Origin of the sequence: Bacillus sp. Root131 (genome assembly GCF_001429475.1) — a bacterium.
Taxonomy (GTDB): Bacteria; Bacillota; Bacilli; order Bacillales; family Bacillaceae_G; genus Bacillus_A; species Bacillus_A thuringiensis_S.
This window is the reverse complement of record NZ_LMJQ01000001.1, coordinates 2,251,689-2,275,523: the sequence shown is the minus strand read 5'-3', so window position 1 is coordinate 2,275,523 and position 23,835 is coordinate 2,251,689. Positions and strand designations below refer to the sequence as shown.

Sequence of the window (23,835 nt, the reverse complement as noted above, 5' to 3'; positions counted from 1 at the left end):
TGATGCATCTGCTCCACTTCCAGCAACCCATTGCCATCCCATTGTATTATTTGCAATATCAGCATCTAGTAGTGTATCCATAAACCATTTTGCTCCTTCTTGCCACGGAATTAACAAATGCTTTACAAGAAAAGAGGCTACAGCCATTCTTGTCCGATTATGCATAAAACCTGTTTGCCAAAGCTCCCGCATTCCCGCGTCAATAAACGGATAACCAGTTTCACCTTTTTGCCATACTCTTAATAACTCCTCTTCCTTATTCCACGGAAAATGTTCAAAGTTTTTATTAAGAGGTTTATATACTGTAAACGGATAGTGATATAGCAAATAATAAGAAAACTCTCGCCAAATTAATTGGCGTATAAAACTATTCACTTGTTTTTCAAAAAGACTACATTGTCTTTCGGTACTTTTATTTATTAAGTAATGATACATTAACTTCACTGATATTTGGCCAAATGAAAGATATGGCGCCAACATCGAATGAGCATTTTGATTTGGAAAATCTCTTCCTTCACTATAAGAGGCTAATTTGCTAGAGAAAAATTTCTTGAATGTTTTGTATGCCCCTTCCTCTGTAGGCTCCCATATTGATTCAATATGAGATGTCCACGGTATAGTTGGCAGCAAGTGTAATTCTGAAACAGATAAGCTTGCTGGTAAAGAGCTTCCCCATTTTATACTCTGCACTTTGCTAATAGGTTTAGGTATTACCTGCTTTTGAAATGCATTGTAAAAAGGCGTAAACACCTTATATTCAGTGTTATCCTTCTTTTTTATAATCCACGGTTCTAATAATAAATGCGAATTAAATTCCTTACAAATAATACCTTTATCCTCTAACATCATTTTCATTTTTTGATTAGATTGTAATCTGTCCGGATCATAACAAATATTCCAATATACAGCCGTTATATCTAATTGTTCTATGAGAGAAAGTATTTCTTCCTCCGTACGTCCTTTACGAATTATTAAAGTAGAGCCCAATGCCTCAAGTTGCTTCTTTACATCTATTACAGCATGGTGCAACCACCACTTTGACGCCTCCCCCATTAAAAAATCTTCATCTTGTACATATACCGGAAGAACCTCACCGGACTGAACAGCCTCAAATAGCGCTGGGTTATCATATAAACGAAAATCTTTTTGAAACATAGCGATAATTTTATTTTGCATGGCTACCTCTTCTGATTCTTAAAACATAATAAAATTTATTATACAACAGCAATTTATACATAAGAATTTATTTGTCTTTAATAAATTAGTTAACTTTTTCAACTATTTTATTAGTAGGAATTTTAACAACCGTTTCTTTTTCCCCTATTCTATCAATCTTGAAACCATGAACTTTAACATCAGACGGTACTAGTGGATGATGACAAATCATATCTATACTCTTCTCAATATTTTCACTAACATTTTCTTTTCCACTTAGCCATTCATCGAGGCTACCACTTGAAAATTCAGGCATGCAATTTTCAAAGAGATAGTCTAGTTCCCTGTTATTTTTTATGAAATCACGTTGAATTTGTAGATTAACTGGAGAAGTTTCTTTATCCTCTATTCCTACAACAAAAATTTCTTCAACATTTTCTTGATAAATAGCAATAATAATAGATCTCATTATATCTCCATAAGGATGTACAATTACAGAATCATAGCTGTGTATAGTCAACATGTTTTCTTGTTGAATGTTAGTTACTTGTTGGATGCTAGGCTCTATTCCGTGTTCAATGTCTGTTAATAATAAAACTTTTTTATTCTTTGAATTCATATGGAGCACTCCTTCTTCATTATTGTATTTATGAAACTTTTAAGCTAGTAACAATAATAATTGTTACCAGTTTTTCCAGCGTCCCTCTGGATCAACACTTGCAAGTCTAACCCATCCATTTTGAACTTTTTCTCGAAATGTGAAATCATTATTTAACAAACGTTCTATATATTCAATAGGTGCTTGAATGACAATTAGTAAACGAAGTGGTGAATGATACGTCTCACTATCTGACTGCATAACCGATTGCCAAGGTAAGCCTGGCAACAGATCACTAGCATTCCCTTGCATAACACCGAGACCCGCCGTTACGGTTTGGGTTGTTTTATTTCCACTACCATAATAATGAGGAGCTACAGTTGATGCGTAATATTGTAGATTTATCCACTGCGCAACTGTTCCTGGTCCTGCAATAATGTTAGCTAATATATCCCCACTTTCATCCTGTTTCCAATCATAATTATGAAGGAAAGCCCTACCTTCTAAGTCACAATCTTGAGTTAATTCACGCTGTCCGATAATAAAAGATGCATTACGGGCTAATCCCCATTCTGGACGTATTTCACTCCAATCTTCTGCAAATCGATGTGCCTCTTTACTCGGATTTTTTATTTTCGTTTTAAAATTAGGTAATTGCGTTAAACGTTCTCTATTTGCATGTTGGCTCACATTTGGCATAATCGTCTCAATACAATCAAACGCTTCTTGCGCAGTTTTCGAAAGTTTTGGGACGTAAATCCATTCCAATTCGTCCACTGTTGTTTTATGTTCAGCTGCTGCAAAAATGGTATCCTCAGGAATTTTAATACCTTCAGCAAACAACGCCTCTCTCACTTCTGGAAGATTACATAAAGTCGCAAAAACTCTTGCATTGAATCCTCCTGCTGCTCCGCCACAAGCACCACACTCAAGTGCTGCCGCATAAGGATTGTTCGTACTTTGACTACTATGTCCGCACATTACAACTAAAGGAGCAAATTTTTCTGTCAGTCCCACCATTTTTAAAGCTTGACGCACATAATTCACTTTTTCTTCTTTCGTAAAACCAATAGGTATCTCACCTTTTGTGTCATGAACATGATTAAGGGAGAATGTTGTATCAGGTTTTTGTAACATAGTTTTACGAAGGTTACGAATGAAACCACCAACTCCTCTTGGGACAAAGCTTCTTGTCACCATTTGTAGACCAAATAAAGGACCACTTAACTCAGGTAGCGCCATACTCGTCAGTACGTTCTGTTTCATCGTTTTAAATGTATAACGTACCGAACTGCCTACCCTCTTACGTTGCTCATAAGATTTAAGTTCATTTTCATTTGTGAGCTCTTTTATTTGATGTTTCGGTTTGAGTATAACTGGCAAAGAAGGATGGTTGTTATTACTACCTAGTTCACTAGTTGCAATTGGTAATCCAAAGAAACCAGCTATTCCAAATGTTTCAAACGGACCTAATTTTTCAAGGTGGCGACGAAACGGTTCTGAACGTACATCAATACAGAATGCTAATTGAGCTAATACACGCTTTTTATCATTAGTTGCACGTTGTTTAGAAGCAATCTTCTTCCTTAATTGCTCTGCATGCGTCTGTTCCCAAGCTTCCAGCCAAAGTTTCCTACGAATATTTTCATCAAAACGATAAGCGAATACTAATAATTCACTTTGTTCAGCAGCAGGCATTTGTAACCATTCCCGTGTTGAAATATTCCCCCAATAGATCCAAGAAGCTATAAGCGGGACGATTGCAACTTTTTTCTCAACCTTTTGATTTTTTAAAGGTAAATAAGGCTTTGTAATAGCCAGCTCCATAGAAATTCGAACTGCTAAATATTCTATTAGGAGTTCCTGTTCCTGAATTGATTGTTGTGAGCGCCATCGTATCATTCCTGCCCACCCAGGCAAAGAAAGTAAGTGCCCTTCAAGGTAAGCTTGTATGTTAGATTCAGAAATTCCTAGTTCAGATAATGCTCTCGCTAAAGCTACTTGGGCATCTTGTGGCCAATCTTTTAAAACTTTACGCTCATTTTTACTGAGCGCTGGATCAAATTTAATAAGGTGTTGCCATGCACGATAAAAACCTTTCTCTCGATTTGGCATCGTCCAACTTGATCCGGAGTCATCAAGATATAATTTACACCATTTAATGATATGATAATTAAGAATATCAGATAGGTTTTCACCCTTTTGGTTCTCTATAAGTGAACTTACAGGTTGCAAAGAAGAGTCTTTCATACTCTCTGTATTTATATAACTCATTTCTTCTGCCAGTTTATTTACTTCTGGCAATGATAATAGACTAGAAGGTAATTCCTCTAATTTTAAAGCTACTTGGCAAAACTGCTCCACTTTCTTTCGCGGGATATGAAAAGATTGTGAATCAAGCCAACGAGACAAGCCACTTTGTAAAAATGATTCCTCAATCTCCCCTTTTGCCTTTGCCGAATGAATCATAGCAGCACTCGGATATATATCCACATTACGAATTTCTTTTAACCAATCTGCAACTTGTTCAAATGATTGTTTTTCAAGTCCCATCCAAGGGTGGTGAGCTGCAAACGTAGAGATAGGCCAAAGTGGTGCAATCACTCGGCTAGCAGATGCAACTAAATCATTTATATTATTTTCTTGCATATCAATATTTGTATCTTTCTTTAATATTGACAATATGCTCATCACGAATTACCTCCCTTTGATACATAATGTTTCAGATAGCCTGGGTGACTTTCTACTGACTTTCTTCTCGCCTCACCTACTCGAACTAACCAAAGATAAAGTACAGCGAATAAAGTAGAAGATTGATTACGAGTAACGAAAGTACTAATAGCACTACTAAATAGTAAAATACATATAACAAAGATAACAGCTGGAGCTGAAGGTTGAACACTTTGATACATGTCAGTATGCAACCATTTGTAAAAAGAATTATGAACGGTAAAATAAATGAGAGAAAAACCAGCTAAAATAAATACGCCAACAATTCGTCCCATTCTTCCCTCTCCAAAAACAACAAGCTGTTTCCATGAAAAGTATAATGACCACCCTAAGATGAACGCACTAACTAATTCATACCCTTCTCCAGAAGTCGTAAACCAAAAAGCAATCGCTATAAATAATCCGAAAACACGTCCGACCATAATCCATAAATCAGATATCTTTTCATTAGACTGCTTCACTGCCCCAAAACGTTGCACGGAAGAACCAGCTTGTAAAAACAGTGTAGCTTTAAACAAACCATGTAAAATCAAATGAATAACAGCCGCTAAATAGGCTCCTAATGCGCATTGAATAAGCATAAACCCCATTTGTGCAATAGTTGATCCCACTAGCTGACGTTTATAATCAACTTGAACTAGGCTAATTCCTGTTCCGATTAAGATAGAAATACTTGAGAAAATTAGTAAAATGATTTGTGCAATATCATCATGAAAAAGAGGTGAAAATCTAGTTAACATGATACCGCCAGCATTTACTAAACCAGCATGCATAATAGCAGACACAGGAGTTGGAGCTACAGCTGACTCAATTAACCATCTTTGAAAAGGCCATTGTGCTGCTGGAATCATCACCGCTAATATAATTAATAAGTTAATTCCTGTTCTCTCCAATGTTCCATGTAGCGCTACATTTTCATTCGTTAAAATTGATGTTAACTGCCACTGTCCAGTGCCTTGAAAAAGCCAAATGATAGCTGATAGCAAGGCGATCCAGCTTATTGTAAATAAATAACCAGAGATTTTAGTTGCTTCACTAACTACTTTCCAACCTTTATTTAGCCCTATGAGTAGAACCAATCCTATAAGCGTTGCTCCCCAACAAATGAGCATTAAGCGAAGATCGTCACTTAACCATGCAACCGAAGATACACCTGTAGTAAATGTAAAAAGTGCAAAGTATTTTCGATATGAGTGATCCCCCATTAAGTAACGTACAGAAAAGCGCTGAATAATTAAGCCAATTGTAAGAACAAAGAAAGCCATTAACCAAGCTAAAGTATCTAGATGCCAAGGTCCCACAACTCTATCTCCATTGTTATTAACAAGTGCGAGTAAAGAAACCAATGAAGGCAATGCAGCGATACCAATATGGATATGAACAAAACGTAAAGGTATCCTTGCATGTAAAAACAATAATCCACTTAGCCAAGAAGCGCTAAGCGCCATAAAAAATAATGTTAACAGTGTTGATGAACTCAGCGAAATTAACATGTACAATACTCCCTTCCAAACGAAAATAACCTATAAAAATTCCTTTTAAGTAAGATAGTTCTTTAATTTCAAGTTTCATTCACTCTTTTTAGTACATCGTTTTTTCCCATAAAAAAACCGACAACTTCCATAATTCAATGATTTTATATCATCATTGAATTATGGAGATTGTCGGTTTCCCTTCAACTAACTTCAATAAAGTTTTTTGAAGAGCTCCCATTTTATAGAGGATAATAATGTATGTATTACTCCTGTTAAAAAGAAATGTATATTTCTGATCTCCTAGACTATGCAATCAATATATCAATTTATGTTATAAGCTATCTTTTAATTAAGAAACTTTTTCATTTAGTCAATATTACATATTAAAAAAATGCTAAAGCCTTAATTATAGCAAACTGTTAAAATGAGCATCTATCAATTTTTTAAAACAATTATAAGATAAACCATATTAAGCAGTTTGTCAATTTCTTTATCCGTTTTTTAAGAGTTATTAGAATTAAGATTTATTATACCTAAATAACTTCAAGTTTTTAATTATTAGCCTGTTAATAAAGTGCAAAACTTGTAGGTTTCTTAATCCTTCCACTAACCTTAAGGTATTTTTAAAATTTCTCCTCAAGATTATGAAGCAATTTAAAAATCATTACTCGTTCGCCTGTACGGGAGCTTATATCCGTATGAAAGCTTTTCACTTTTTCTCCAGTTAATTCTAGTATAATCTCTTTCAGATCATCAATTCCAGATTCAACTAGCTCCGAACGATTTTTCTTTATCGTTAGCATACCGTCTTTTGTTTCGCAAACCGTATATTCAGCCGGCGTTAAAACACCTTGTAAATTTACGATAATCATATCCCGTAATATATCTGTCTTAACGGATATAGACCCGCGTCCTAGGTAGTCCTTTTCCCAGTGAGTAATTGCTTTGCTTATCTCTGATTCAATAGAGCCTTTTGAGTTTTTCATCTTTGTATCCTCCTTCAATAAAATGTAATTACAATAACAATATAATAATCTGGATTGATTTTATTTTCAATTATTGAGAAGAATTTATAGGAATCGTTGTCATGTATCCTTTAGTATTAAAGTGAATTTTTATATTGCAATATACGTTTTTTTGATTATTTCCAACATAATACTCTTACTATAAAGACTCTGTTGCATACATTTCTAAAAAGGACATTCCGGAGAAAATAAGAAAACTCTTGTAACGTAATATACAAACGAAAAAGCCGATTTCTTTATAAAATAAGAAATCAACTTTTGGCTTAGTTATTGATTTAGTAATGGAAAACACCTTTTTAAGATAATTATGTTTATACTATAGACGTTGATCTTTCTGGAAGTTTAGTTGAAAATGATCCGCTTCATTGTATACCCCGAATTCATATCCTTTTTCCTTATAAAATTTAATAATTTCAGGAAGCGCTTGTAATGTTTGTGGTTTTTCATGCATTAGAACTACTTCCACATCTTCTGTTGTTGTACGCTTTACATTCTCTATAATTTGCTGTGGATTACCTTTTAATTTCCAATCATTTGAATCTATCGTCCAATCCCAAACTTTTATTCCTGCTTCTACAATTTGGTTACGAATTTCCTCGCCCTTTAATCCTGGTGCAGATCCATATGGCGGACGAACTAGTTTAGGAGTTGTACCCGTAATATTATGGATAAGAGCTAACGTTTCTTTCATCTCCGGTACAAATTGTCCTTTTTTGTATAACTTATCACTATTATGTGTCATACTATGAGCACCAATATAATGTCCTTCTTTTACTGCTCGCTTTACGTTTTCCTGAAAAGCGGTATTCTGTAAATTGCTACCTTGCATAAAAAATGTCGAAGCAACATGTTGCTCTTTTAGTACATCTAAAAATTTCCCAGTTAATTCGCTAGGACCGTCATCGAATGTTAAATAAACAACCTTTCCTACCGGTTTTCCATCAGGTCTTTTCTGTTTTGCTGGTGGTGTCTCCTTTTTCTTTTCTTGTTGTTGCGTATTAACTTGATTACTACTTTCATTAGCTACTCCCTTCGCTGGGATAGAGTTCCATTTCCCAATTAAAAAGAATGTGAAAAAGGTCGTTGCTAAAACAACCCCTAGAGATAGTATTGCCTTAGTTCCTACATTTGTTTTTTTCTTATTTTGTGATTCTTTCATTATGTTTCGATCCTTTCCCTACTAATTTTCATATTCATTATTTATACAGCTAAGCATTAACTCCAGTTGATATTTACAATAAATAGATTAATAGAGGAAGGTGAAGATAAAATGCAGATAATGTCGAAATTAGTTAAAGAATAGCGTACTGCATCCACTCTTTAGAAAAATATTATTTTCTCTAATACAGTTAAATTTGAAAACTGGATATACATCCAAAATAAAAAATACTACTCTTTCTAAACAAAATTTTTATATCAAGATAATAGTATGCTGTTATAAAGATAAAATACTGAGTTAGCCATACTATTGAAATTCTATTATAATTTTGTAATTGGAATTCATTTGAATCAAATAAAGAACTAGAAGAAATATTATTATGTGGAGGTGCTCCGATGAATCTTTTAATTAGAGAGTTAGAAAAAAATGATTTAGACAATTTCCCGAAGATCGATGACAGTTTTATAGTGAATGCTCGGTTAATTCTTTCTCTTTCCAAAGTAAATAGACGCATAGAATATACAGTAGAAGACGTTCCAAGTTATGAAAAAAGTTATTTACAAAATCAAGATGATAATGAAGAACTGGCTTACAATGAATATATAAATAAACCTAATCAAGTCATTTACATAGCACTGTTACATAACCAAATCATTGGATTAATGGTATTGAAAAAGAATTGGAATCACTATGCTTACATAGAAGATATAACGGTGGATAAAAAATATCGTACACTCGGAGTTGGTAAAAGATTGGTTGATCAGGCAAAGCGATGGGCAAAAGAAGGCAACATGCCCGGGATCATGCTTGAAACGCAAAATAATAATGTCGCAGCATGTAAATTTTATGAAAAATGTGGATTTGTAATTGGTGGGTTTGATTTTCTTGTTTATAAAGGTTTAGATATTGAAAATGATGAAGTTGCAATTTATTGGTATTTATATTTCAAATGAAACTGTTTTTAGCATTAAACAAAGTCAAAATAAAAACCCCAATTTCTCCATATTAAAATTGAGAAATTGGGGTTAAGTTATTTAACAAGATTTTTTATCTAAAACAGATAACTAATTAATAATCCTGCCGATAATAAGAAGCCAAAAATCGTATTTGTCATTGCTGTTGATTTCATTGCGATGCGCATATACCCAGGGTCCTTTGCTCCTTTTTGGAAACTTTGAATAGCAGAGATTGGCTTTCTCAAACCTAGGAACATAACTAATGCCCAAGGGCTTATATAACCCATTAATACAATTACGGCAATCCATAAATACGCAATGAAAAAGGCTACCGCTAGTGTTACTATGGCTTTTTCTCTCCCAAGGAGGATTACTAATGTCTTTCTTCCACCTTTAATATCTTCTTCTATATCTCGGATGTTATTTGACATATTGATTGCACCGACTAAAATCCCAATTGGAATGGAAATCAATACACTTTCAATCGTTATCGTATTTGTTTGAATAAAGAAAGCAATAAGTACAAAACATGTCCCCATTAACAATCCAGAAACTAATTCTCCAAACGGAGTGTACGCAATTGGTAATGGACCACCTGTATATAAATAGCCAACCGCCATTCCAATTAAACCAATAACCACTAACCACCAACTACTATTCATACAAATATAAATGCCAATAAAAGCTGCTACGACATATAATAAAAGTGCAACTGTTAACACATTTTTTGGCTTCAATCCATGACGGACAATTCCGCCACCGATGCCAACGGATTCAGCGGTATCTAATCCACGTTTAAAATCATAGTACTCATTAAATAAGTTAGTTGCTATTTGCAATGCTAAACATGCAACCATCATCGCAATAAATAACAGCCAATCAATTTTGGCAACATAAAGTGATGCCACTGTCCCTAAAATTACAGGAGAAAACGTCGCCGTTAATGTATGTGGGCGCGTCATCTTCCATATTAATTTAGCGGAACTAATTTCTTTTTCTGTCCCCATAACTCTGTTCAATCTCCCTACATTTTAAGTATAAATTACTAGCAGTATCTTTCTATCTATTTCCTGCTTCGCATCCATTCATTATATCAATAAATGATTATCCTTTCTAACAAATCTACTTTTAATAAAGTAAAAATTATAAAATGAAACTTTAATTAGTAGAAGTTTTGTCACCCCCACTGATTATTAGTACATATTCAGTGGGATTTTACGGGCAGCCCTCCCTCCCATTCGCTGAATTTTTAAGGAGGAAATCTTATCCGCCCGCAAATATTGGGATAAATAAAAGAGCCAACTCATATGAGCTAGCTCTTTCATCTCTTATTTTATAAAAATTCAATAGTTACGCTACATTGAAAAACAGATAAATCCTACTTTTGTAGCCCATTAATAATGGTATCTATATTCCATTTCATCATTTTTAAGTAAGTATCTCCATCCTCACCTGATTTACCTAGTGAGTCTGTAAAAATTGTCCCTGCAATTGGCACGTTTGTTTCTTTTGAAACAGTTTCCATACTACGTCGATCTACACTTGTTTCAACAAATAAAGCTGGCACTTTGTTTGTTTGAATTAAACTTACAACATCTCTAATTTGATCTGGCGTACCTTGATTCTCTGAGTTAATTTCCCAAATGTATCCCGTCTTAATGTCATATGCTTTTCCAAAGTATTTAAAAGCACCTTCGCTAGAGATTAAGAAACGTTTTTCTTCAGGAATTTGATGAATTCTGTTTACTGTCTCATCGTGTAACTTTTGAAGTTCTGCTACATACTCATCAGCATTTTTAGTATAGAACTCTTTATTTTTAGGATCTTCTTTAATTAATGCCTGCTTCACATTTTCAGCGTATAAAATACCATTTTTAATATTCATCCAAGCATGTGGGTCTGGTTCTTTTTCTAATCCTTTTGTTTCTAAGTAAATAGCTTCTACACCTTCACTTACTTTATAAACCGGTGCATCTTTCGCTGATTTATTTGCCGTTTTTAATAGCTTTTTAAACCACGCTCCACCTTCTTCTAGGTTTAGCCCATTGTAAAATACCATATCTGCATCTGTCATTTTCATAACATCTTTTGGTAGTGGATCATATTCATGCGGGTTAGCTCCGATTGGAACAAGACTATGAATCTCAACTTTATCTCCACCAATTTGCTTCACCATATCATATATAATGGAGTATGTAGTTACAACTTTTAATTTTCCATTACCCTCTTCTTTTCCATTTGTGTTACTCGAACACGCTGTTAATGCAAATACAAAAATACAAATTACCGATAATACAACATTTTTAAATTTCATCATTATCCTCCAATCAATTATGACAACTCTGCTCTATTTTTTCTAATTTTGATAGCTCTCCAAAACAAACCTTGTGACGGTGAGAAAAAGAATGCCAATCCGAACAAGAATGTTGCGACAAGAACAATTGTTGCACCTGAAGCAAGATTATAAGAGAAACTAAAATATAACCCTACTACAGATGAAAGCGCACCAATGCCTGCTGCTAAATAAATCATGACCCATAAACGGTTTGTTAATAAATACGCTGTAGCCGCTGGTGTAATAAGCATCGCAACGACTAGAATAATTCCAACAGTTTGAAGTGAAGCTACTGTAACCATTGTAAGGAGAATCATTAAGCCATAATGAATCCATTTATTCGGTAATCCATAGCTTTGCGCCATCGTTGGATCAAACGTGGATACGAGTAATTCTTTGTAAAACAACATTACAAGACCAATAATGACCACTCCAATAATCAGTGTCATCCACATATCAGAAGAACGAACCGATAAGACATTCCCGAATAAAATATGATACAAATCAGAACTACTCTTCATAAAGGTAATTAAAATAATCCCTACAGCGAAAACAGATGTAAACATAATTCCTATCGCCATATCATGTTTAATACGACTATTTTGACTTACAAATCCGATTCCTACTGCAGTAATAACACCTGTTAAAACCGCTCCTATAAAATAGTTCATTCCAATCATATAAGAAAGCGCTACTCCTGGAAGAACAGCATGTGAAATGGCATCACCCATTAATGCCATACCTCGTAAAATAATAAAACATCCAATGACACCACAGATAATTCCTACCATAACGGAAGTTAATAACGCCTTCTGCAGAAAACTATACTGCGTTAATGCATCTATAAATTCTACAATCTTCATGATGAATGTACCTCCGCTGCATTATTAAACAATATTCCTTGATTCACATACGCTTTTGACATAACAGTTGGTTCTAATACTTGGCGTACTTCTCCGTAATGAATTAAGCTTTTATTCATTAATAGTAATTTATCAAAATACGATTCTGCTTTACTTAAATCATGATGGACAACGACAATCGTTTTTCCTTCTTTACGTAGTTCCCTAAGAATTTTAATGATTGTCTCTTCACTTGTTACATCAATTCCGACAAACGGCTCATCTAAGAAGAATATTTCCGCCTTTTGCGCTAAAGCTCTCGCCAAAAAGACACGTTGTTGTTGTCCACCTGACAACTCACCGATTTGGCGATTTTTAAACTCTTCCATTCCGACTTTTTTTAAGCAATCAAACGCCCAATCCCGATGCTCTTTCTTCGGTCTTTTCATCATACCTAAAGATGGATACGTTCCAATTAGCACGACATCTAAAACTGTAATCGGAAAGTCCCAATCTATATCACTTCTTTGCGGTACATATGCAACACTCTTTCTAACGCTTCGAATATCCTCTCCAAGAATTTGGACATATCCCTTATCATTTGGGATTAAATCTAATACAGCTTTCATTAAAGTAGATTTCCCCGCTCCATTTGGACCAATAATTCCAACGAGCTTCCCTTTTTCAATATCGAAGGAGACATTTTGAACTACTTGATTCCCTTGATACGATACAAACAAATCTTTAACAATTATAGCCTCACCCATTTTTTATGCATTCCCCTTTCTTTTTTTCGTGTATATAATTATTTTGCGCAAAGGCAACTTTTAAGCGAAAAAATATAAAGCGAATGTAAACCCGCGCTTAAGTTTCCTTAAGGAAACTTTTTTATATGAGTCAAATTATATAAGCTATATGAAAATTTGTAAACTAAATTTTACTAATTTATAAATATATAATGAAAATAATTATCAATGTGGAACAAAATATATTATCTATTTTATGATTTTTTGAAAAAGATATTACTGTGAAAAAATAAGCAATATAGTATATAAATGAAAGAACCTACTCGTATGAGTTGGCTCTTTCTCTTTTACAATATTTGATACGCTCTGCAGCAAAAAATATAATTAAATTACTTCCAAACAACACCTCGCCTCTCATATTCCATTCTATATTCAACAGCAGCTGCAATTTTAGAACTTGCGAACTTTTCCGTAATCCAAAGAGCTAAATCAGTTCCTGAAGTAACTCCTCTTGCAGTAATAATATCGCCTTGATCTACAATTCGGTAATGAAGAAGTTCTGCCCCATATTTACTCATTTCACCCTGTGCCAAATGGTGCATCGTCGCCTTTTTACCATTCAATATACCTGAGGCTGCTAGTAGCATACCTCCTGTACAAACTCCCGCAACAATCGTTCCTTCATTATGCATCTCTCTAATCGTTTCTGTCAGTGTTCCAAGCTCTGCTTGCTTTCGTGCCCCATGTTCAGCTTTATGATTCCAGCCACCACCAGGTACAATTAACAAATCTGGGCGATTATCCATTCGTAAAAAATCATGTAGTGTAACCGTAACTCCAAACGAGGTAGTAACTTCTTGTTTTCGTTCACTTGATACGAGTTCAACTGTAAACGGAGCCCCTTCTTCTATTGCTCTTTTCAGTACTTCAAACGGCGCGAAAGAGACAAGTTCTCCGAAGCCATCAAACAATACAATTTGTATTTTCATTTTCGGACACCCCATATTGTTTCTTTTTTGAATCGTAAATTAGGACAATAAATGTTATCTACAAATATACGACCAGGATTCACTCTTGCAATTACAGCCTTTACCTCCAATTGCCCTTTTTCATTTACTAAACGGTTACATTTATAAAAATCATCCTTGTTTAATTCAGAAATCATATGTTATCCCCCCTGAAACTGCTCTATTCTAACTTTACCACCATGACAGAATATTCTCTATTCGTTTTAATAGTTGTTTTAAACCAAAGAAGTAGATAATAAAAAGAGCCAATCCCTATAAAATAGAAGATTGACTCTTTACTTTACTCCCCTGTTTCAGAAAATCGCTTTATACGTTCACCAATTTCATCGCGAACACGTTGAAATTCAGACCACTCTTTTCCTGCTGGATCATCAAATCCCCAGTGAACACGATTCACATGCGGCGGAGTAGATGGACAGACAGCATCTGCATGACTACAAAGCGTAACGACTAAATCAGCACTATTTAAAATGGTTGCATCAATTATATCTGATGTTTGATTTGTTATGTCGATATTTACTTCGTTCATTGCTTTAATTGCGTTCGGATTTACTCCATGTGCTTCGATTCCTGCAGAATACACATTCCACTTATCTTCTAAAAATTGTTTGCCCCACGCTTCTGCCATTTGGCTTCGGCATGAATTTCCTGTACATAAGAAATAGATTGTCTTTTTGTTTTCCATGGTATTTTCCACCTTTATTTTATATTTAGACTGGTTGGTCATTAAAATATTTACGTTTAAACCAAAAAGCAACGTTTACAAGTGCAATCATTACAGGCACTTCAACTAACGGTCCGATAACAGCTGCAAATGCTGCGCCCGAATGAATACCAAACACACCAACTGCTACAGCAATTGCTAACTCAAAGTTATTACTACCTGCTGTAAATGCTAACGTTGTAGTTACCGGATAGTTGGCACCAATTTTCCTTCCCATAAAGAAAGATACAAAAAACATTACAATAAAATAAATGAGTAACGGAATCGCTATTCTTACCACATCTAGTGGCACACTAACAATCATCTCCCCTTTTAAGGAGAACATGATGATGATTGTAAATAGTAATGCAAGTAATGTAAGTGGACTAATCTTCGGTATAAATACCTTTTCATACCACTGTCTACCTTTTAACTTAACGAGTACAAATCGCGTCAACATACCTGCTATAAAAGGAATTCCCAAATAGATAAACACGGATTTCGCTACTTCTACCATTGTAATATCGACAATAGCCCCTTCAATTCCTAACCATTCTGGAATGACTGTTACAAACACGTATGCATAAACGGAGAAGAATAGCATTTGGAATACTGAGTTAAAAGCCACTAAACCTGCTGCATACTCTTTATCCCCATCTGCAAGATCGTTCCAAACGATTACCATGGCAATACAGCGTGCTAAACCAATCATAATGAGCCCGACCATGTATTCTGGCTTATCAGGAAGAAAAATAATTGCTAAAACAAACATAAGTACAGGTCCGATAATCCAGTTTTGTACTAAAGATAAAACCAATACTTTTACGTCTTTAAATACTCGGCCCATTTCCTCGTAACGAACCTTTGCTAATGGTGGATACATCATGACAATTAAACCAGCAGCAAGCGGAATAGACGTCGTTCCAACTTGTAATGTATTCAGTCCATCTACTACACTAGGAAACACAAACCCTAAACCAATTCCAACTGCCATAGCTAGAAAAATCCATAGTGTTAAATATCGATCTAGAAAAGATAAACGTTTCATTTTATTTTCCATCTCCTATTAACAACAAGAATTTTTAGCTACCTCATTTGAAGTCATGCAACAAGATGAATCTTCTATTTTGTGAACATCACTATCAGCTTTTGTATAAAAGAACTCCCACTCATTACCATCGGGATCCGTTACCCAAAACTTATCTTGCACTGCATAACAACAAGTCGTATCCATCTCATCACGCGCAAAGAAACCTTCTTTTTCTAATCGCTCTTTATGTAATGTAATTTCTTCAGCTGTATCCACTTGGAAACCAAAGTGATTTACTTGATTTCCATTCACTTCATCTCGTACGTTTAGCGTGAAATTAAGTCCTGGCGTCTCTAATAGAAATTTTGCATAATCTGATTTCACTTTAACTGGTAATACACCAAATACCTTTTCATAAAATTCAATAGATTTCTCTAAATTCGTAACGTTTATACCGACGTGAACATATCTCATACCTTATTCCTCCTCTTTATATGTCATTAATCAATTTTTTTTGATTAATAGTACAAAATTTTAACAACAACTACCTTTTCCTGTTTTTCTAAAGATACAACACAATTCTTCTGATAATAAATTATTCACTTCCGCATCATTCAAATCATAATAACTCCACGTACCTGTTGTTTCTTTTACAATTAAACCTGCATCTAATAAAATCTTTAAATGATAGGACAACTTAGATTGCGTCATTTCAAAAACTTCGGTTAAATCACATACACACGTCTGTCCTCGCTGACAAAGTTCATACATGATTTCTAGACGTTTCTGATCCGCCAACGCTTTAAATTTTTTCTCATAGAGCTGAAAATCTTGTGCCACTGTAGTTCACTTCCCTTCATCAACTTTTTTTGATGTTTATAGTATATACGCTAGTGAGTTTATTATGCAACTTATTAATCAAGTTTTTTGATTTAGAAAAAATTTCTCCCATTATATCTTTGCTACAAGTAAAAAGGACCATCGCCTTTTCAAAAATGAAAAACTACGGTTCTTTTTACAACTTAATAGTTACAATATTTCCTAGTAATGGAGTCTCTATAACTATTTAACTTTTAATTTGATTATTATAGAGTAGTGCCCCATTACCATCAATCTAAGAAAAACAAATACCCCCAAATGAGAAAAATCGATATAACTCTTCGGCAAATAAAGATAACTCTTGTTTTTGGTGCATATTCATAAAAAGCACGTCACCCTTTCTCATTAACATAAGAGAATAGTAACGTGCTTTTAATCTCAAAAATAGTCTAAATCCTTAAGTTGATGGTTGTGGGGCGGGACCCCCTGCCCATCAAGCTAATATTTTGAAGTGCCCCCAAAACGAAAATTTTATTATTTTACAGTTTTTTATGAGAATGCAACTCATTTTTTCGTGTTGGGGAACACCCAATTTCTTGACTTGATTTGAAATTAAAAATATAAACCTTTGCCCACTGGCTGAACGGTTTCTAACACAGTGTCAACCATGTCTTCATTAATTAGGGTTCTTATAATCCAAACTGAGAGATCTTGAGCAGCAAAACACCCTGCAGCAGTCGAGATATTTCCTTCGTTTACGAAACTTTGTTCAATAACGTCTACCTCAAATTCTTTTAGCTGTTCTACAACTGATGGATATGTAGTTGCTTTTTTACCAGTTAATAATTTTTTAGCTCCTAGTAATAGTGAACCAGAACACATAGAGCCTATTAATTGCCTTTGAGGATCTATATGAATACTATTAAGATATTCTTGATTTTTATATAAATTTTGTACACCCTTACCACTTCCAAATATTACAGCGTCAGCAGAAGGAATATCAGATATGCTTCCTGTCATGGGAATACGTAAGCCAGATACGGATATATGAGTTTTTTCCGTTCCTAATAGTTGGACGTTCCAATCAGAAATACCGCCAACTAAACGTACACGATTTAATAAATCCCATGGTAAAAAAACATCTATATCAGTAAAGTTATCAAAACAGACTATTCCAATTTTCATTCTCTAGCCCCCGTTATTTAAATATTGAAAACATTTTAATTATAACGATTTCAAGTGGTGGTAGCGAGTCTTAAATTTTTCAATAATCAGATATCCCGCCAATACCATCAAGCTAAAAAATTGTTTCCATAAAACGAACGCCCCAAAAACAGTAAAATTGATATTTCCGGGTAAAAATCTTATTTGGGGGCGTTATAAAATTCTTAAGTTGATGGATGTGGGGTTCTACATTTTATGCCGCACTAAAACCATCCTCAATAATCAAAATTAGGTTACATAGTTTTTTCTTTTATCATCTCAACAAATCTCTGTAAAGCTGCCGAAAAAAGTACATCTTTTCTCATAATAAAATAAGTTGGTACTTTAGAATATTGCTCAGGTAAATCAGCCATGGTTAAAGATTGCTCATGGTCTTTCAAAATTGATTTGACCATGACAGCAATGCCCATGCCAGCCTTCACACAACCAATAATCGCTTCAATTGTCCCAAATTCTAATACACGCTTTGGATAAATACCTGCTTCTTTTAACCACTTATCTACTCTATTTCGATAGTGACAACCGTTCCCAAATGCTAACATATTGACTTTATCAAGTTCTTGTAAAGTATGTAATGGTTGATAACTAATAATCGTTAGTTCTTCCTGACAAAACAAAAAAGAAGTTAAATCTGGATGATGAACATCTTCAACAATGAAAGCCCCTTCTAGTTTACGTTCAAGCACAAGTTGAGTTAGTTCAGTACTTTTATGAGTTTCTAGTACTAATTCAACCTCAGGATACTTTTCACAATAGTTTTTTAGAAGAGGAGGTAAACGGACTGCTACTGTAGAGTTAGTAGATCCAATTTTCAACGTACCAAGGGGTTTAGATTGATTACTTTGTACCAATCTGATTGATTGCTCAGTTAGATCTAGAATTTTCCTAGTATATGTTAACAAAATCTCACCATTAGAATTTAAAGTAACTCCCTTTCCGTTCCGGTAAAATAAGGGAACACCTAACTCATCTTCTAGCTGTTTAATTTTCATAGTCACATTTGATTGAACATAGCTTAGTGATTTCGCTGCTTTCGATATACTTCCTTCTTCGGCTACCTTTTTAAATACAGTCAAATCTTTAATATCCATATAACTCACCTCTCGTGATATCATTTTTTTTGATAACTTCCTTCTTTATTATTCATTTTACTTGATACATATATATTCATACAATAAGAGAGAAGAGGAGGAAATGATAAAATGCAGAAACAAATAACAAGAAATGAACCCATTAGTTCTTACAAATGGATTGTCTTATTGATTGCAACTATTTCACAAACATGTGCCACGTTTGTTACATACGGGATTGGTCCTTTAGCTTCTTTATGGCAGCAAATACATCACATATCTCAATTTCAAATAGGATTACTTGTATCAGTTGTCAATATTGGACCTATCTTCTCAATGTTATTGTTTGGAAACCTAATGGACCGACATGGCGAGAGATGGATTGTAGGAGGAGGTTCTGTCTTACTTGGAGCGAGTATGTTGTTTGCCTATCCAGTCACCAATTATACATATGTAGTTGCTATTTTACTATTTGTAGGGATTTGGTATGGAACGGCACAACCTGGGGGCAGTAAAGCTATTGTAAAGTGGTTTCCTCCTCAGCGCAGAGGACTTGCAATGGGGATTCGTCAAACTGGAATTCCCATCGGAGGTGCTTTAGCTTCTAGTACACTCCCTTTCTTTTTTTATGAATATGGCCTTCCATCTGTAATACTTGTGCAAGCAATTGTAGCTATTAGTGGGGGGGTATTGTTTATTCTATTTTATCGTGAGGAGCATTCGAGCATTCAAAAAACAGAAGCGGTTTCCTTCTTTACAAAGTTAAAGAAGATACAAAGAAACTATTCTCTCTATCCTATCTTTTTAATTGGAATATCAATGATGTCGTTACAGATGGTGCTCGTTTCCCACCTAATGAGTTATCTTACAAATGAAGTTCATACAAGTCTTCATCATGCTGGAACATTATTAAGTATAGTATTGATAGGTGGAATGTTTGGGAGGATCCTTTTAGCATGGGCTAGTGATAACATATTTAAAGGAAATCGCATCATTCCATTACAAATAACTATTGTTATGACTGTCTTATTGCTCCTTTGTACGAGCTATGTCATGACTTATATGATTTTTGGGATACTTGTAATCTTGTGCTTCTTTTTTGGTTTCTTTGCTATCGGTTGGTTTAGTTTATTTATCGTTTTCGTATCGGAAAGATCAGATCCGCAATTTATTGGTTTAACTGTTAGTTTCGCTTTAACATTGAATCAATTTGCTATTGTACTTGCACCTACGTTGTTTGGTATATTTGTTGACTATTTCCATAGTTATACTGTGCCGTTTAGTATCCTAGCTTTTTTCATTGCTTTGAGTGGAATATGGTTAACCATTATCGAATATCGGAGCAAACCATTACAGTAACTACTAAATTACTTAACAAACTAGGTGGTACAGTTATTATAAACAAATTTTTGGTTCGATTTCTTTTAATACGGCACTAGTGATAAAAAACTATAAATATCAATAAGTAAAGAGGGAGAAAAATGTCACGTAAATTATACTTTGCACTCATTATGTTAAGCCTTATTTGGGGAGGATCTTTCTATTTTTTTAAGATTTTAGTTACGGATTTCAATCCTTTAGTAGTAGCATTTTTACGGTCAACTTTTGGAGCTATAACACTTATTGCACTTATACCATTTTTTCGCAAATCTTTTAGAGGAAACACCTTTTTTATACCTTTGTTTGCTGTCGGAATACTAAATACTTTAATTCCATGGACACTTATTTGTTTTAGTGAACAAAAAATGACTAGTAATTTAGCTTCTGTTTTAAATGCAACCCAACCATTATGGACAATGGTTTTAGGAATCTTATTATTTGGTATACATTCCAATCGCAACCAAATTATAGGTCTATTTATTGGATTCGTAGGTATTTTAATACTCTCAGATATACATTTATCAAATGTTTTTTCAGTTGATTCATTAAATTTCGTCGCAATGTTGATAGCAACTTTTTGCTATGGTTTAGCAACTCATATAACAAAGCGTTATCTTAAAGAGATGTCCATGTTCCAAATTTCTTTAGGTACATTATTAGTTGGTAGTATATGTAGTGGTGGCATAGTTCTATTTTTAGAAGAACCAATTCAAATTTTAACTAAAATATCCTGGCATCATATAGGCGCATTAATTGGAATAGGTACATTTGGATCAGGTATAGCTTATTTACTTTACTTTTACTTAATTCAAAAAGGGGGCCCTAACTTCGCATCCATATCCACATACTTAGTTCCAGTATCAGCTATTTTTTGGGGATATATTCTTTTAAATGAAAATATCAGTTGGAGATTAATCATTGGATTAGTTTTTATACTTATCGGAGTTTATATAACTAATCGTAAAATCCAGTTAAATATTCCAGTTAAAGGTATACAAAAAGAATCCTAATTATTTAAGGCATTTTCTTATTTGCGTGTTCAAAATAAATTTTTAAAAAGGAAGGTCCTCCAAATTAAAGAGCCTTCCTTTTTTGTCCACAAATAATATTCGTAATATTCCCTCTTCTATAACAATCGATATACTAACAACTAACATAGTACTACTATTTATTTGCTTTTCAGCTCGTTTTCATATAAGTTTATAAAGTTTAAATTCCTTTGTTATCACGTAATTCCACAATTGTTCCTTCAGGCGCTTTTAACTTACATAAGTAACCATTTTCTATTTGATATATAATCTCACCATTTTTCAAAACAAAATGGGTGTTCAATTCTTTTAATCGTTCAACCTCTTACTGAAGATTTTCTACCCACAAACAGAAATGGACAAGCCCTTCACTATTTGAATTGGTTACGGGTAGCTCCTCCCCCTGCTTACCCGTTTGTAATTCGATATAAAACGCACCTAACTTCAACCAGGTATTAAATGCACGTCTGTGAAAATTTGGTGACTCTTGGACAATTATAAAACTCAACGCTTTTGTATAAAATGTCAAGGTTTCTGAATATGTATTAGTTTGGATACATAGATGGTGCACATAATTTTTTGACATTAACTTTTTCTCCTTCTTCATACTGCCCTATAGTTTAATTATATTTTTTCACAACCTCATCTATTTTAACATAAATATCCAATTCTATTTAGAAAAAATCTTTCACAATATGGCCAGATTGTGGAGCGAAGAAATACTCTACAAAATATACTTTTTTATAAACAAATTAAAAATTATCAATCCTTATTATAAATGATTAGACTCTTTATAGATTATCGAACTTTATTTTAAACCAACACAAGCATGTTCCTATACAAACAAACTTTATAAATTTGTATCTATAAAATGAAAAAAACGCTATTCTATTTGTAAAAATATACAGGAAGGATGGCGTTTTTGATATGAACTTATCAATTTTTGATGAACTAGAATTGTTTTCTCAAGAGTTAAAACGATATATGTCACCTGATGCTCTAGAGAGATTAGCTAAAAATGTAGGATTTGTTAAACGAAAAAGTAAATACCGCGCACAAGATTTAGTGGCCTTATGTATTTGGTTAAGTCAAAACATAGCCCATACTTCATTGACACAACTATGCAGTCGATTAGAAGCTAACACCGGTATTTCTATGAGTCCAGAAGGATTGAATCAACGCTTTAATTTACAAGCTGTGCAGTTTTTACAACAACTCTTAGCACATTTACTTCACCAACAATTTTGCTCTTCTAGTAAGATTCCAACTTTGTATACAAACTATTTTCGTAGTATTCGTGTATTGGATTCTACACATTTTCAGGTTTCAGATAAATTTGCTTCTAGATATCAAGGTTCAGGAGGTAGTGGTCATAGTGCTGGTGTGAAAATTCAATTAGAGTACGATTTGCTTAGTGGTCAATTTTTACATGTTCATGTAGGTTCGGGAAAGCAAAACGATAAAATTTATGGTTCTACTTGCTTAACGTCTCTTCAACCGCACGATGTATGTATACGTGATCTAGGATATTTCGATTTAAGAGATTTACAAACGATAGACGAGTGTGGTGCTTATTTTATTTCACGATTAAAGCTCAATACACGTATATATAGGAAGAATAGAGAACCTGAATACTTTCAAAACGGAACAATAAAAAAGCAATCTGAATACATCCAACTAGATATGGAGCAATTCATTGACCAATTACAGTCCGGTGAAACATATGAAATTCCTGAGATTTATATTGGGATATATCAAAAACTTCCTGCAAGACTAATTCTGTACAAATTAACTGAAACGCAAATGAAACGTAGACAAAAAGATTTAGCATCTAAAGAACATAAAAAACAAATTACCTATAAAGAACGCAGTAAGCGACTTAGTGCAATTAACTTTTACATTACAAATATTCCTTTGGAATATCTGCCAAAAGAACAAGTATACGATTTTTATTCCTTACGATGGCAAGTTGAACTTATCTTTAAAACTTGGAAATCATTTTTTCGTATTCATCATTGTAATTCTATAAAATTAGAACGACTAGAATCTCACTTATACGGACAATTAATTAGCATCCTTCTTTGTTCCTCCACCATGTTTCAAATGCGCCGATTACTCCTCATCAAGAAGAAACGAGAATTAAGCGAATATAGAGCGATTTATATGATAAAAGATTATTTTCCACTTATTTATCAATCTCTACAAAAAGAGACACAAGAATTAACAAAGATATTGTCTCGGCTATTTAATCTCTTACAGAAAAACGGACGAAAATCCCATAGGTATGAGAAGAAAACAGTCTTTGATGTCTTAGGTGTCGTATACAACTTTTCTATGTCACACAATCATGTAGCGTAATCCAAAAAATTGAAACCCGTTCGGGTTTATTTGGTATGCACATCTTTAAAGAACTTACACTGGATTTTAAAAAAAAGAAAAAATCTCACGTGAAATTAAATTTATATAATCTTAGCTTGATGGGCATGGGGCGGGACCCCAATAAGAACGGTATCTAAGATTGTATGAGAGGTG

General features: G+C 34.0%; 22 protein-coding genes and 1 pseudogene. 4 read left to right on the top strand and 19 right to left on the bottom strand.

All coding sequences use genetic code 11. The features are described 5' to 3' along the window. From ASE54_RS11415 to ASE54_RS11390, 6 genes are all read right to left on the bottom strand, one after another. Nucleotides 1-1,176, bottom strand: a 1,176-nt coding sequence (locus tag ASE54_RS11415; protein ID WP_057187474.1) for a deoxyribodipyrimidine photo-lyase, incomplete at its 3' end; no start/stop codon positions are given. 85 nt (nucleotides 1,177-1,261) lie between these two features. Next, nucleotides 1,262-1,774, bottom strand: coding sequence for a hypothetical protein (locus tag ASE54_RS11410; protein WP_001086244.1), 513 nt, complete (start codon nucleotides 1,772-1,774; stop codon nucleotides 1,262-1,264). Between the two features lie 63 nt (nucleotides 1,775-1,837). Then, the gene (locus ASE54_RS11405; protein ID WP_000025796.1) at nucleotides 1,838-4,444 is read right to left on the bottom strand and encodes a putative inorganic carbon transporter subunit DabA; all 2,607 of its coding nucleotides are present in this window, start codon (nucleotides 4,442-4,444) and stop codon (nucleotides 1,838-1,840) included. After that, entirely contained in the window at nucleotides 4,444-5,976 is a 1,533-nt protein-coding gene (locus ASE54_RS11400) for an NADH dehydrogenase subunit 5 (RefSeq protein ID WP_000908918.1), read from the bottom strand. Before ASE54_RS11400 ends, ASE54_RS11405 begins: the two co-directional genes overlap by 1 nt. A gap of 605 nt (nucleotides 5,977-6,581) precedes the next feature. Further along, nucleotides 6,582-6,944, bottom strand: a complete 363-nt coding sequence (locus ASE54_RS11395; protein ID WP_000798170.1) for a DUF2294 domain-containing protein — start codon at nucleotides 6,942-6,944, stop codon at nucleotides 6,582-6,584. A gap of 355 nt (nucleotides 6,945-7,299) precedes the next feature. Next, a complete protein-coding gene (locus ASE54_RS11390; RefSeq protein ID WP_000665156.1) occupies nucleotides 7,300-8,142 on the bottom strand; it encodes a polysaccharide deacetylase family protein in 843 nt (280 codons plus the stop codon). A gap of 395 nt (nucleotides 8,143-8,537) precedes the next feature. Here ASE54_RS11390 and satA point away from each other — a divergent pair, with 395 nt between their 5' ends. Next, entirely contained in the window at nucleotides 8,538-9,095 is a 558-nt protein-coding gene (gene satA / locus ASE54_RS11385) for a streptothricin N-acetyltransferase SatA (protein WP_001050464.1), read from the top strand. A gap of 98 nt (nucleotides 9,096-9,193) precedes the next feature. Here satA and menA read toward each other — a convergent pair whose 3' ends face one another. The 12 genes and pseudogenes from menA to ASE54_RS11325 form a co-directional block, all read right to left on the bottom strand. Beyond that, nucleotides 9,194-10,105, bottom strand: coding sequence for a 1,4-dihydroxy-2-naphthoate polyprenyltransferase (menA, locus tag ASE54_RS11380; RefSeq protein ID WP_000536383.1), 912 nt, complete (start codon nucleotides 10,103-10,105; stop codon nucleotides 9,194-9,196). A gap of 371 nt (nucleotides 10,106-10,476) precedes the next feature. Next, on the bottom strand, nucleotides 10,477-11,412 hold the full coding sequence (gene mntA, locus ASE54_RS11375) for a manganese ABC transporter substrate-binding protein/adhesin MntA (protein WP_000669597.1): 936 nt from the start codon (nucleotides 11,410-11,412) through the stop codon (nucleotides 10,477-10,479). Nucleotides 11,413-11,429: 17 nt separating this feature from the next. Continuing rightward, a complete protein-coding gene (locus ASE54_RS11370; RefSeq protein ID WP_000706183.1) occupies nucleotides 11,430-12,296 on the bottom strand; it encodes a metal ABC transporter permease in 867 nt (288 codons plus the stop codon). Continuing rightward, on the bottom strand, nucleotides 12,293-13,042 hold the full coding sequence (locus ASE54_RS11365) for a metal ABC transporter ATP-binding protein (RefSeq protein WP_000503231.1): 750 nt from the start codon (nucleotides 13,040-13,042) through the stop codon (nucleotides 12,293-12,295). Before ASE54_RS11365 ends, ASE54_RS11370 begins: the two co-directional genes overlap by 4 nt. A gap of 368 nt (nucleotides 13,043-13,410) precedes the next feature. Then, entirely contained in the window at nucleotides 13,411-14,010 is a 600-nt protein-coding gene (locus tag ASE54_RS11360; protein WP_000701570.1) for a DJ-1/PfpI family protein, read from the bottom strand. Between the two features lie 38 nt (nucleotides 14,011-14,048). Continuing rightward, nucleotides 14,049-14,186, bottom strand: a pseudogene (locus ASE54_RS11355) (GNAT family acetyltransferase); the annotation flags it as partial. Between the two features lie 143 nt (nucleotides 14,187-14,329). Then, the gene (arsC, locus tag ASE54_RS11350; RefSeq protein ID WP_000428340.1) at nucleotides 14,330-14,734 is read right to left on the bottom strand and encodes an arsenate reductase (thioredoxin); all 405 of its coding nucleotides are present in this window, start codon (nucleotides 14,732-14,734) and stop codon (nucleotides 14,330-14,332) included. A 25-nt stretch (nucleotides 14,735-14,759) separates the two neighbouring features. After that, complete coding sequence (gene arsB / locus ASE54_RS11345) at nucleotides 14,760-15,800, bottom strand: ACR3 family arsenite efflux transporter (RefSeq protein ID WP_000826540.1); 1,041 nt, start codon at nucleotides 15,798-15,800, stop codon at nucleotides 14,760-14,762. 18 nt (nucleotides 15,801-15,818) lie between these two features. Next, the gene (locus ASE54_RS11340) at nucleotides 15,819-16,256 is read right to left on the bottom strand and encodes an ArsI/CadI family heavy metal resistance metalloenzyme (protein ID WP_001271002.1); all 438 of its coding nucleotides are present in this window, start codon (nucleotides 16,254-16,256) and stop codon (nucleotides 15,819-15,821) included. 60 nt (nucleotides 16,257-16,316) lie between these two features. Then, on the bottom strand, nucleotides 16,317-16,622 hold the full coding sequence (gene arsR / locus ASE54_RS11335; RefSeq protein WP_002162753.1) for an arsenical resistance operon transcriptional regulator ArsR: 306 nt from the start codon (nucleotides 16,620-16,622) through the stop codon (nucleotides 16,317-16,319). A gap of 591 nt (nucleotides 16,623-17,213) precedes the next feature. Continuing rightward, nucleotides 17,214-17,786 (bottom strand): DJ-1/PfpI family protein, encoded by a 573-nt coding sequence (locus ASE54_RS11330; protein WP_000690036.1) that lies wholly within the window; start codon nucleotides 17,784-17,786, stop codon nucleotides 17,214-17,216. A 272-nt stretch (nucleotides 17,787-18,058) separates the two neighbouring features. Then, nucleotides 18,059-18,916 (bottom strand): LysR family transcriptional regulator, encoded by an 858-nt coding sequence (locus tag ASE54_RS11325; protein ID WP_000351670.1) that lies wholly within the window; start codon nucleotides 18,914-18,916, stop codon nucleotides 18,059-18,061. Nucleotides 18,917-19,027: 111 nt separating this feature from the next. Here ASE54_RS11325 and ASE54_RS11320 point away from each other — a divergent pair, with 111 nt between their 5' ends. After that, nucleotides 19,028-20,254: an MFS transporter gene (locus ASE54_RS11320; protein WP_001171805.1), complete on the top strand. Its 1,227-nt coding sequence runs from the start codon at nucleotides 19,028-19,030 to the stop codon at nucleotides 20,252-20,254. Between the two features lie 122 nt (nucleotides 20,255-20,376). Next, a complete protein-coding gene (locus tag ASE54_RS11315) occupies nucleotides 20,377-21,285 on the top strand; it encodes a DMT family transporter (protein ID WP_014895294.1) in 909 nt (302 codons plus the stop codon). Between the two features lie 343 nt (nucleotides 21,286-21,628). On the opposite strand, the gene ASE54_RS37540 is transcribed toward ASE54_RS11315, so the two are convergent. Beyond that, nucleotides 21,629-21,889, bottom strand: a complete 261-nt coding sequence (locus ASE54_RS37540) for a hypothetical protein (RefSeq protein WP_000042406.1) — start codon at nucleotides 21,887-21,889, stop codon at nucleotides 21,629-21,631. Between the two features lie 341 nt (nucleotides 21,890-22,230). On the opposite strand from ASE54_RS37540, the gene ASE54_RS11305 reads away from it, so the two are divergent. Then, complete coding sequence (locus ASE54_RS11305) at nucleotides 22,231-23,661, top strand: IS4 family transposase (protein ID WP_001053907.1); 1,431 nt, start codon at nucleotides 22,231-22,233, stop codon at nucleotides 23,659-23,661. Nucleotides 23,662-23,835 lie beyond the last annotated feature (174 nt).

Bases quoted from the DNA above. Each gene is read 5' to 3' on its own strand.
- ASE54_RS11410 (WP_001086244.1), bottom strand. From the start codon at position 1,774: ATGAATTCAAAGAATAAAAAAGTTTTATTATTAACAGACATTGAACAC.
- ASE54_RS11405 (WP_000025796.1), bottom strand. From the start codon at position 4,444: ATGAGCATATTGTCAATATTAAAGAAAGATACAAATATTGATATGCAA.
- ASE54_RS11400 (WP_000908918.1), bottom strand. From the start codon at position 5,976: ATGTTAATTTCGCTGAGTTCATCAACACTGTTAACATTATTTTTTATG.
- ASE54_RS11395 (WP_000798170.1), bottom strand. From the start codon at position 6,944: ATGAAAAACTCAAAAGGCTCTATTGAATCAGAGATAAGCAAAGCAATT.
- ASE54_RS11390 (WP_000665156.1), bottom strand. From the start codon at position 8,142: ATGAAAGAATCACAAAATAAGAAAAAAACAAATGTAGGAACTAAGGCA.
- satA (WP_001050464.1), top strand. From the start codon at position 8,538: ATGAATCTTTTAATTAGAGAGTTAGAAAAAAATGATTTAGACAATTTC.
- menA (WP_000536383.1), bottom strand. From the start codon at position 10,105: ATGGGGACAGAAAAAGAAATTAGTTCCGCTAAATTAATATGGAAGATG.
- mntA (WP_000669597.1), bottom strand. From the start codon at position 11,412: ATGAAATTTAAAAATGTTGTATTATCGGTAATTTGTATTTTTGTATTT.
- ASE54_RS11370 (WP_000706183.1), bottom strand. From the start codon at position 12,296: ATGAAGATTGTAGAATTTATAGATGCATTAACGCAGTATAGTTTTCTG.
- ASE54_RS11365 (WP_000503231.1), bottom strand. From the start codon at position 13,042: ATGGGTGAGGCTATAATTGTTAAAGATTTGTTTGTATCGTATCAAGGG.
- ASE54_RS11360 (WP_000701570.1), bottom strand. From the start codon at position 14,010: ATGAAAATACAAATTGTATTGTTTGATGGCTTCGGAGAACTTGTCTCT.
- arsC (WP_000428340.1), bottom strand. From the start codon at position 14,734: ATGGAAAACAAAAAGACAATCTATTTCTTATGTACAGGAAATTCATGC.
- arsB (WP_000826540.1), bottom strand. From the start codon at position 15,800: ATGAAACGTTTATCTTTTCTAGATCGATATTTAACACTATGGATTTTT.
- ASE54_RS11340 (WP_001271002.1), bottom strand. From the start codon at position 16,256: ATGAGATATGTTCACGTCGGTATAAACGTTACGAATTTAGAGAAATCT.
- ASE54_RS11330 (WP_000690036.1), bottom strand. From the start codon at position 17,786: ATGAAAATTGGAATAGTCTGTTTTGATAACTTTACTGATATAGATGTT.
- ASE54_RS11325 (WP_000351670.1), bottom strand. From the start codon at position 18,916: ATGGATATTAAAGATTTGACTGTATTTAAAAAGGTAGCCGAAGAAGGA.
- ASE54_RS11320 (WP_001171805.1), top strand. From the start codon at position 19,028: ATGCAGAAACAAATAACAAGAAATGAACCCATTAGTTCTTACAAATGG.
- ASE54_RS11315 (WP_014895294.1), top strand. From the start codon at position 20,377: ATGTCACGTAAATTATACTTTGCACTCATTATGTTAAGCCTTATTTGG.
- ASE54_RS37540 (WP_000042406.1), bottom strand. From the start codon at position 21,889: ATGTCAAAAAATTATGTGCACCATCTATGTATCCAAACTAATACATAT.
- ASE54_RS11305 (WP_001053907.1), top strand. From the start codon at position 22,231: ATGAACTTATCAATTTTTGATGAACTAGAATTGTTTTCTCAAGAGTTA.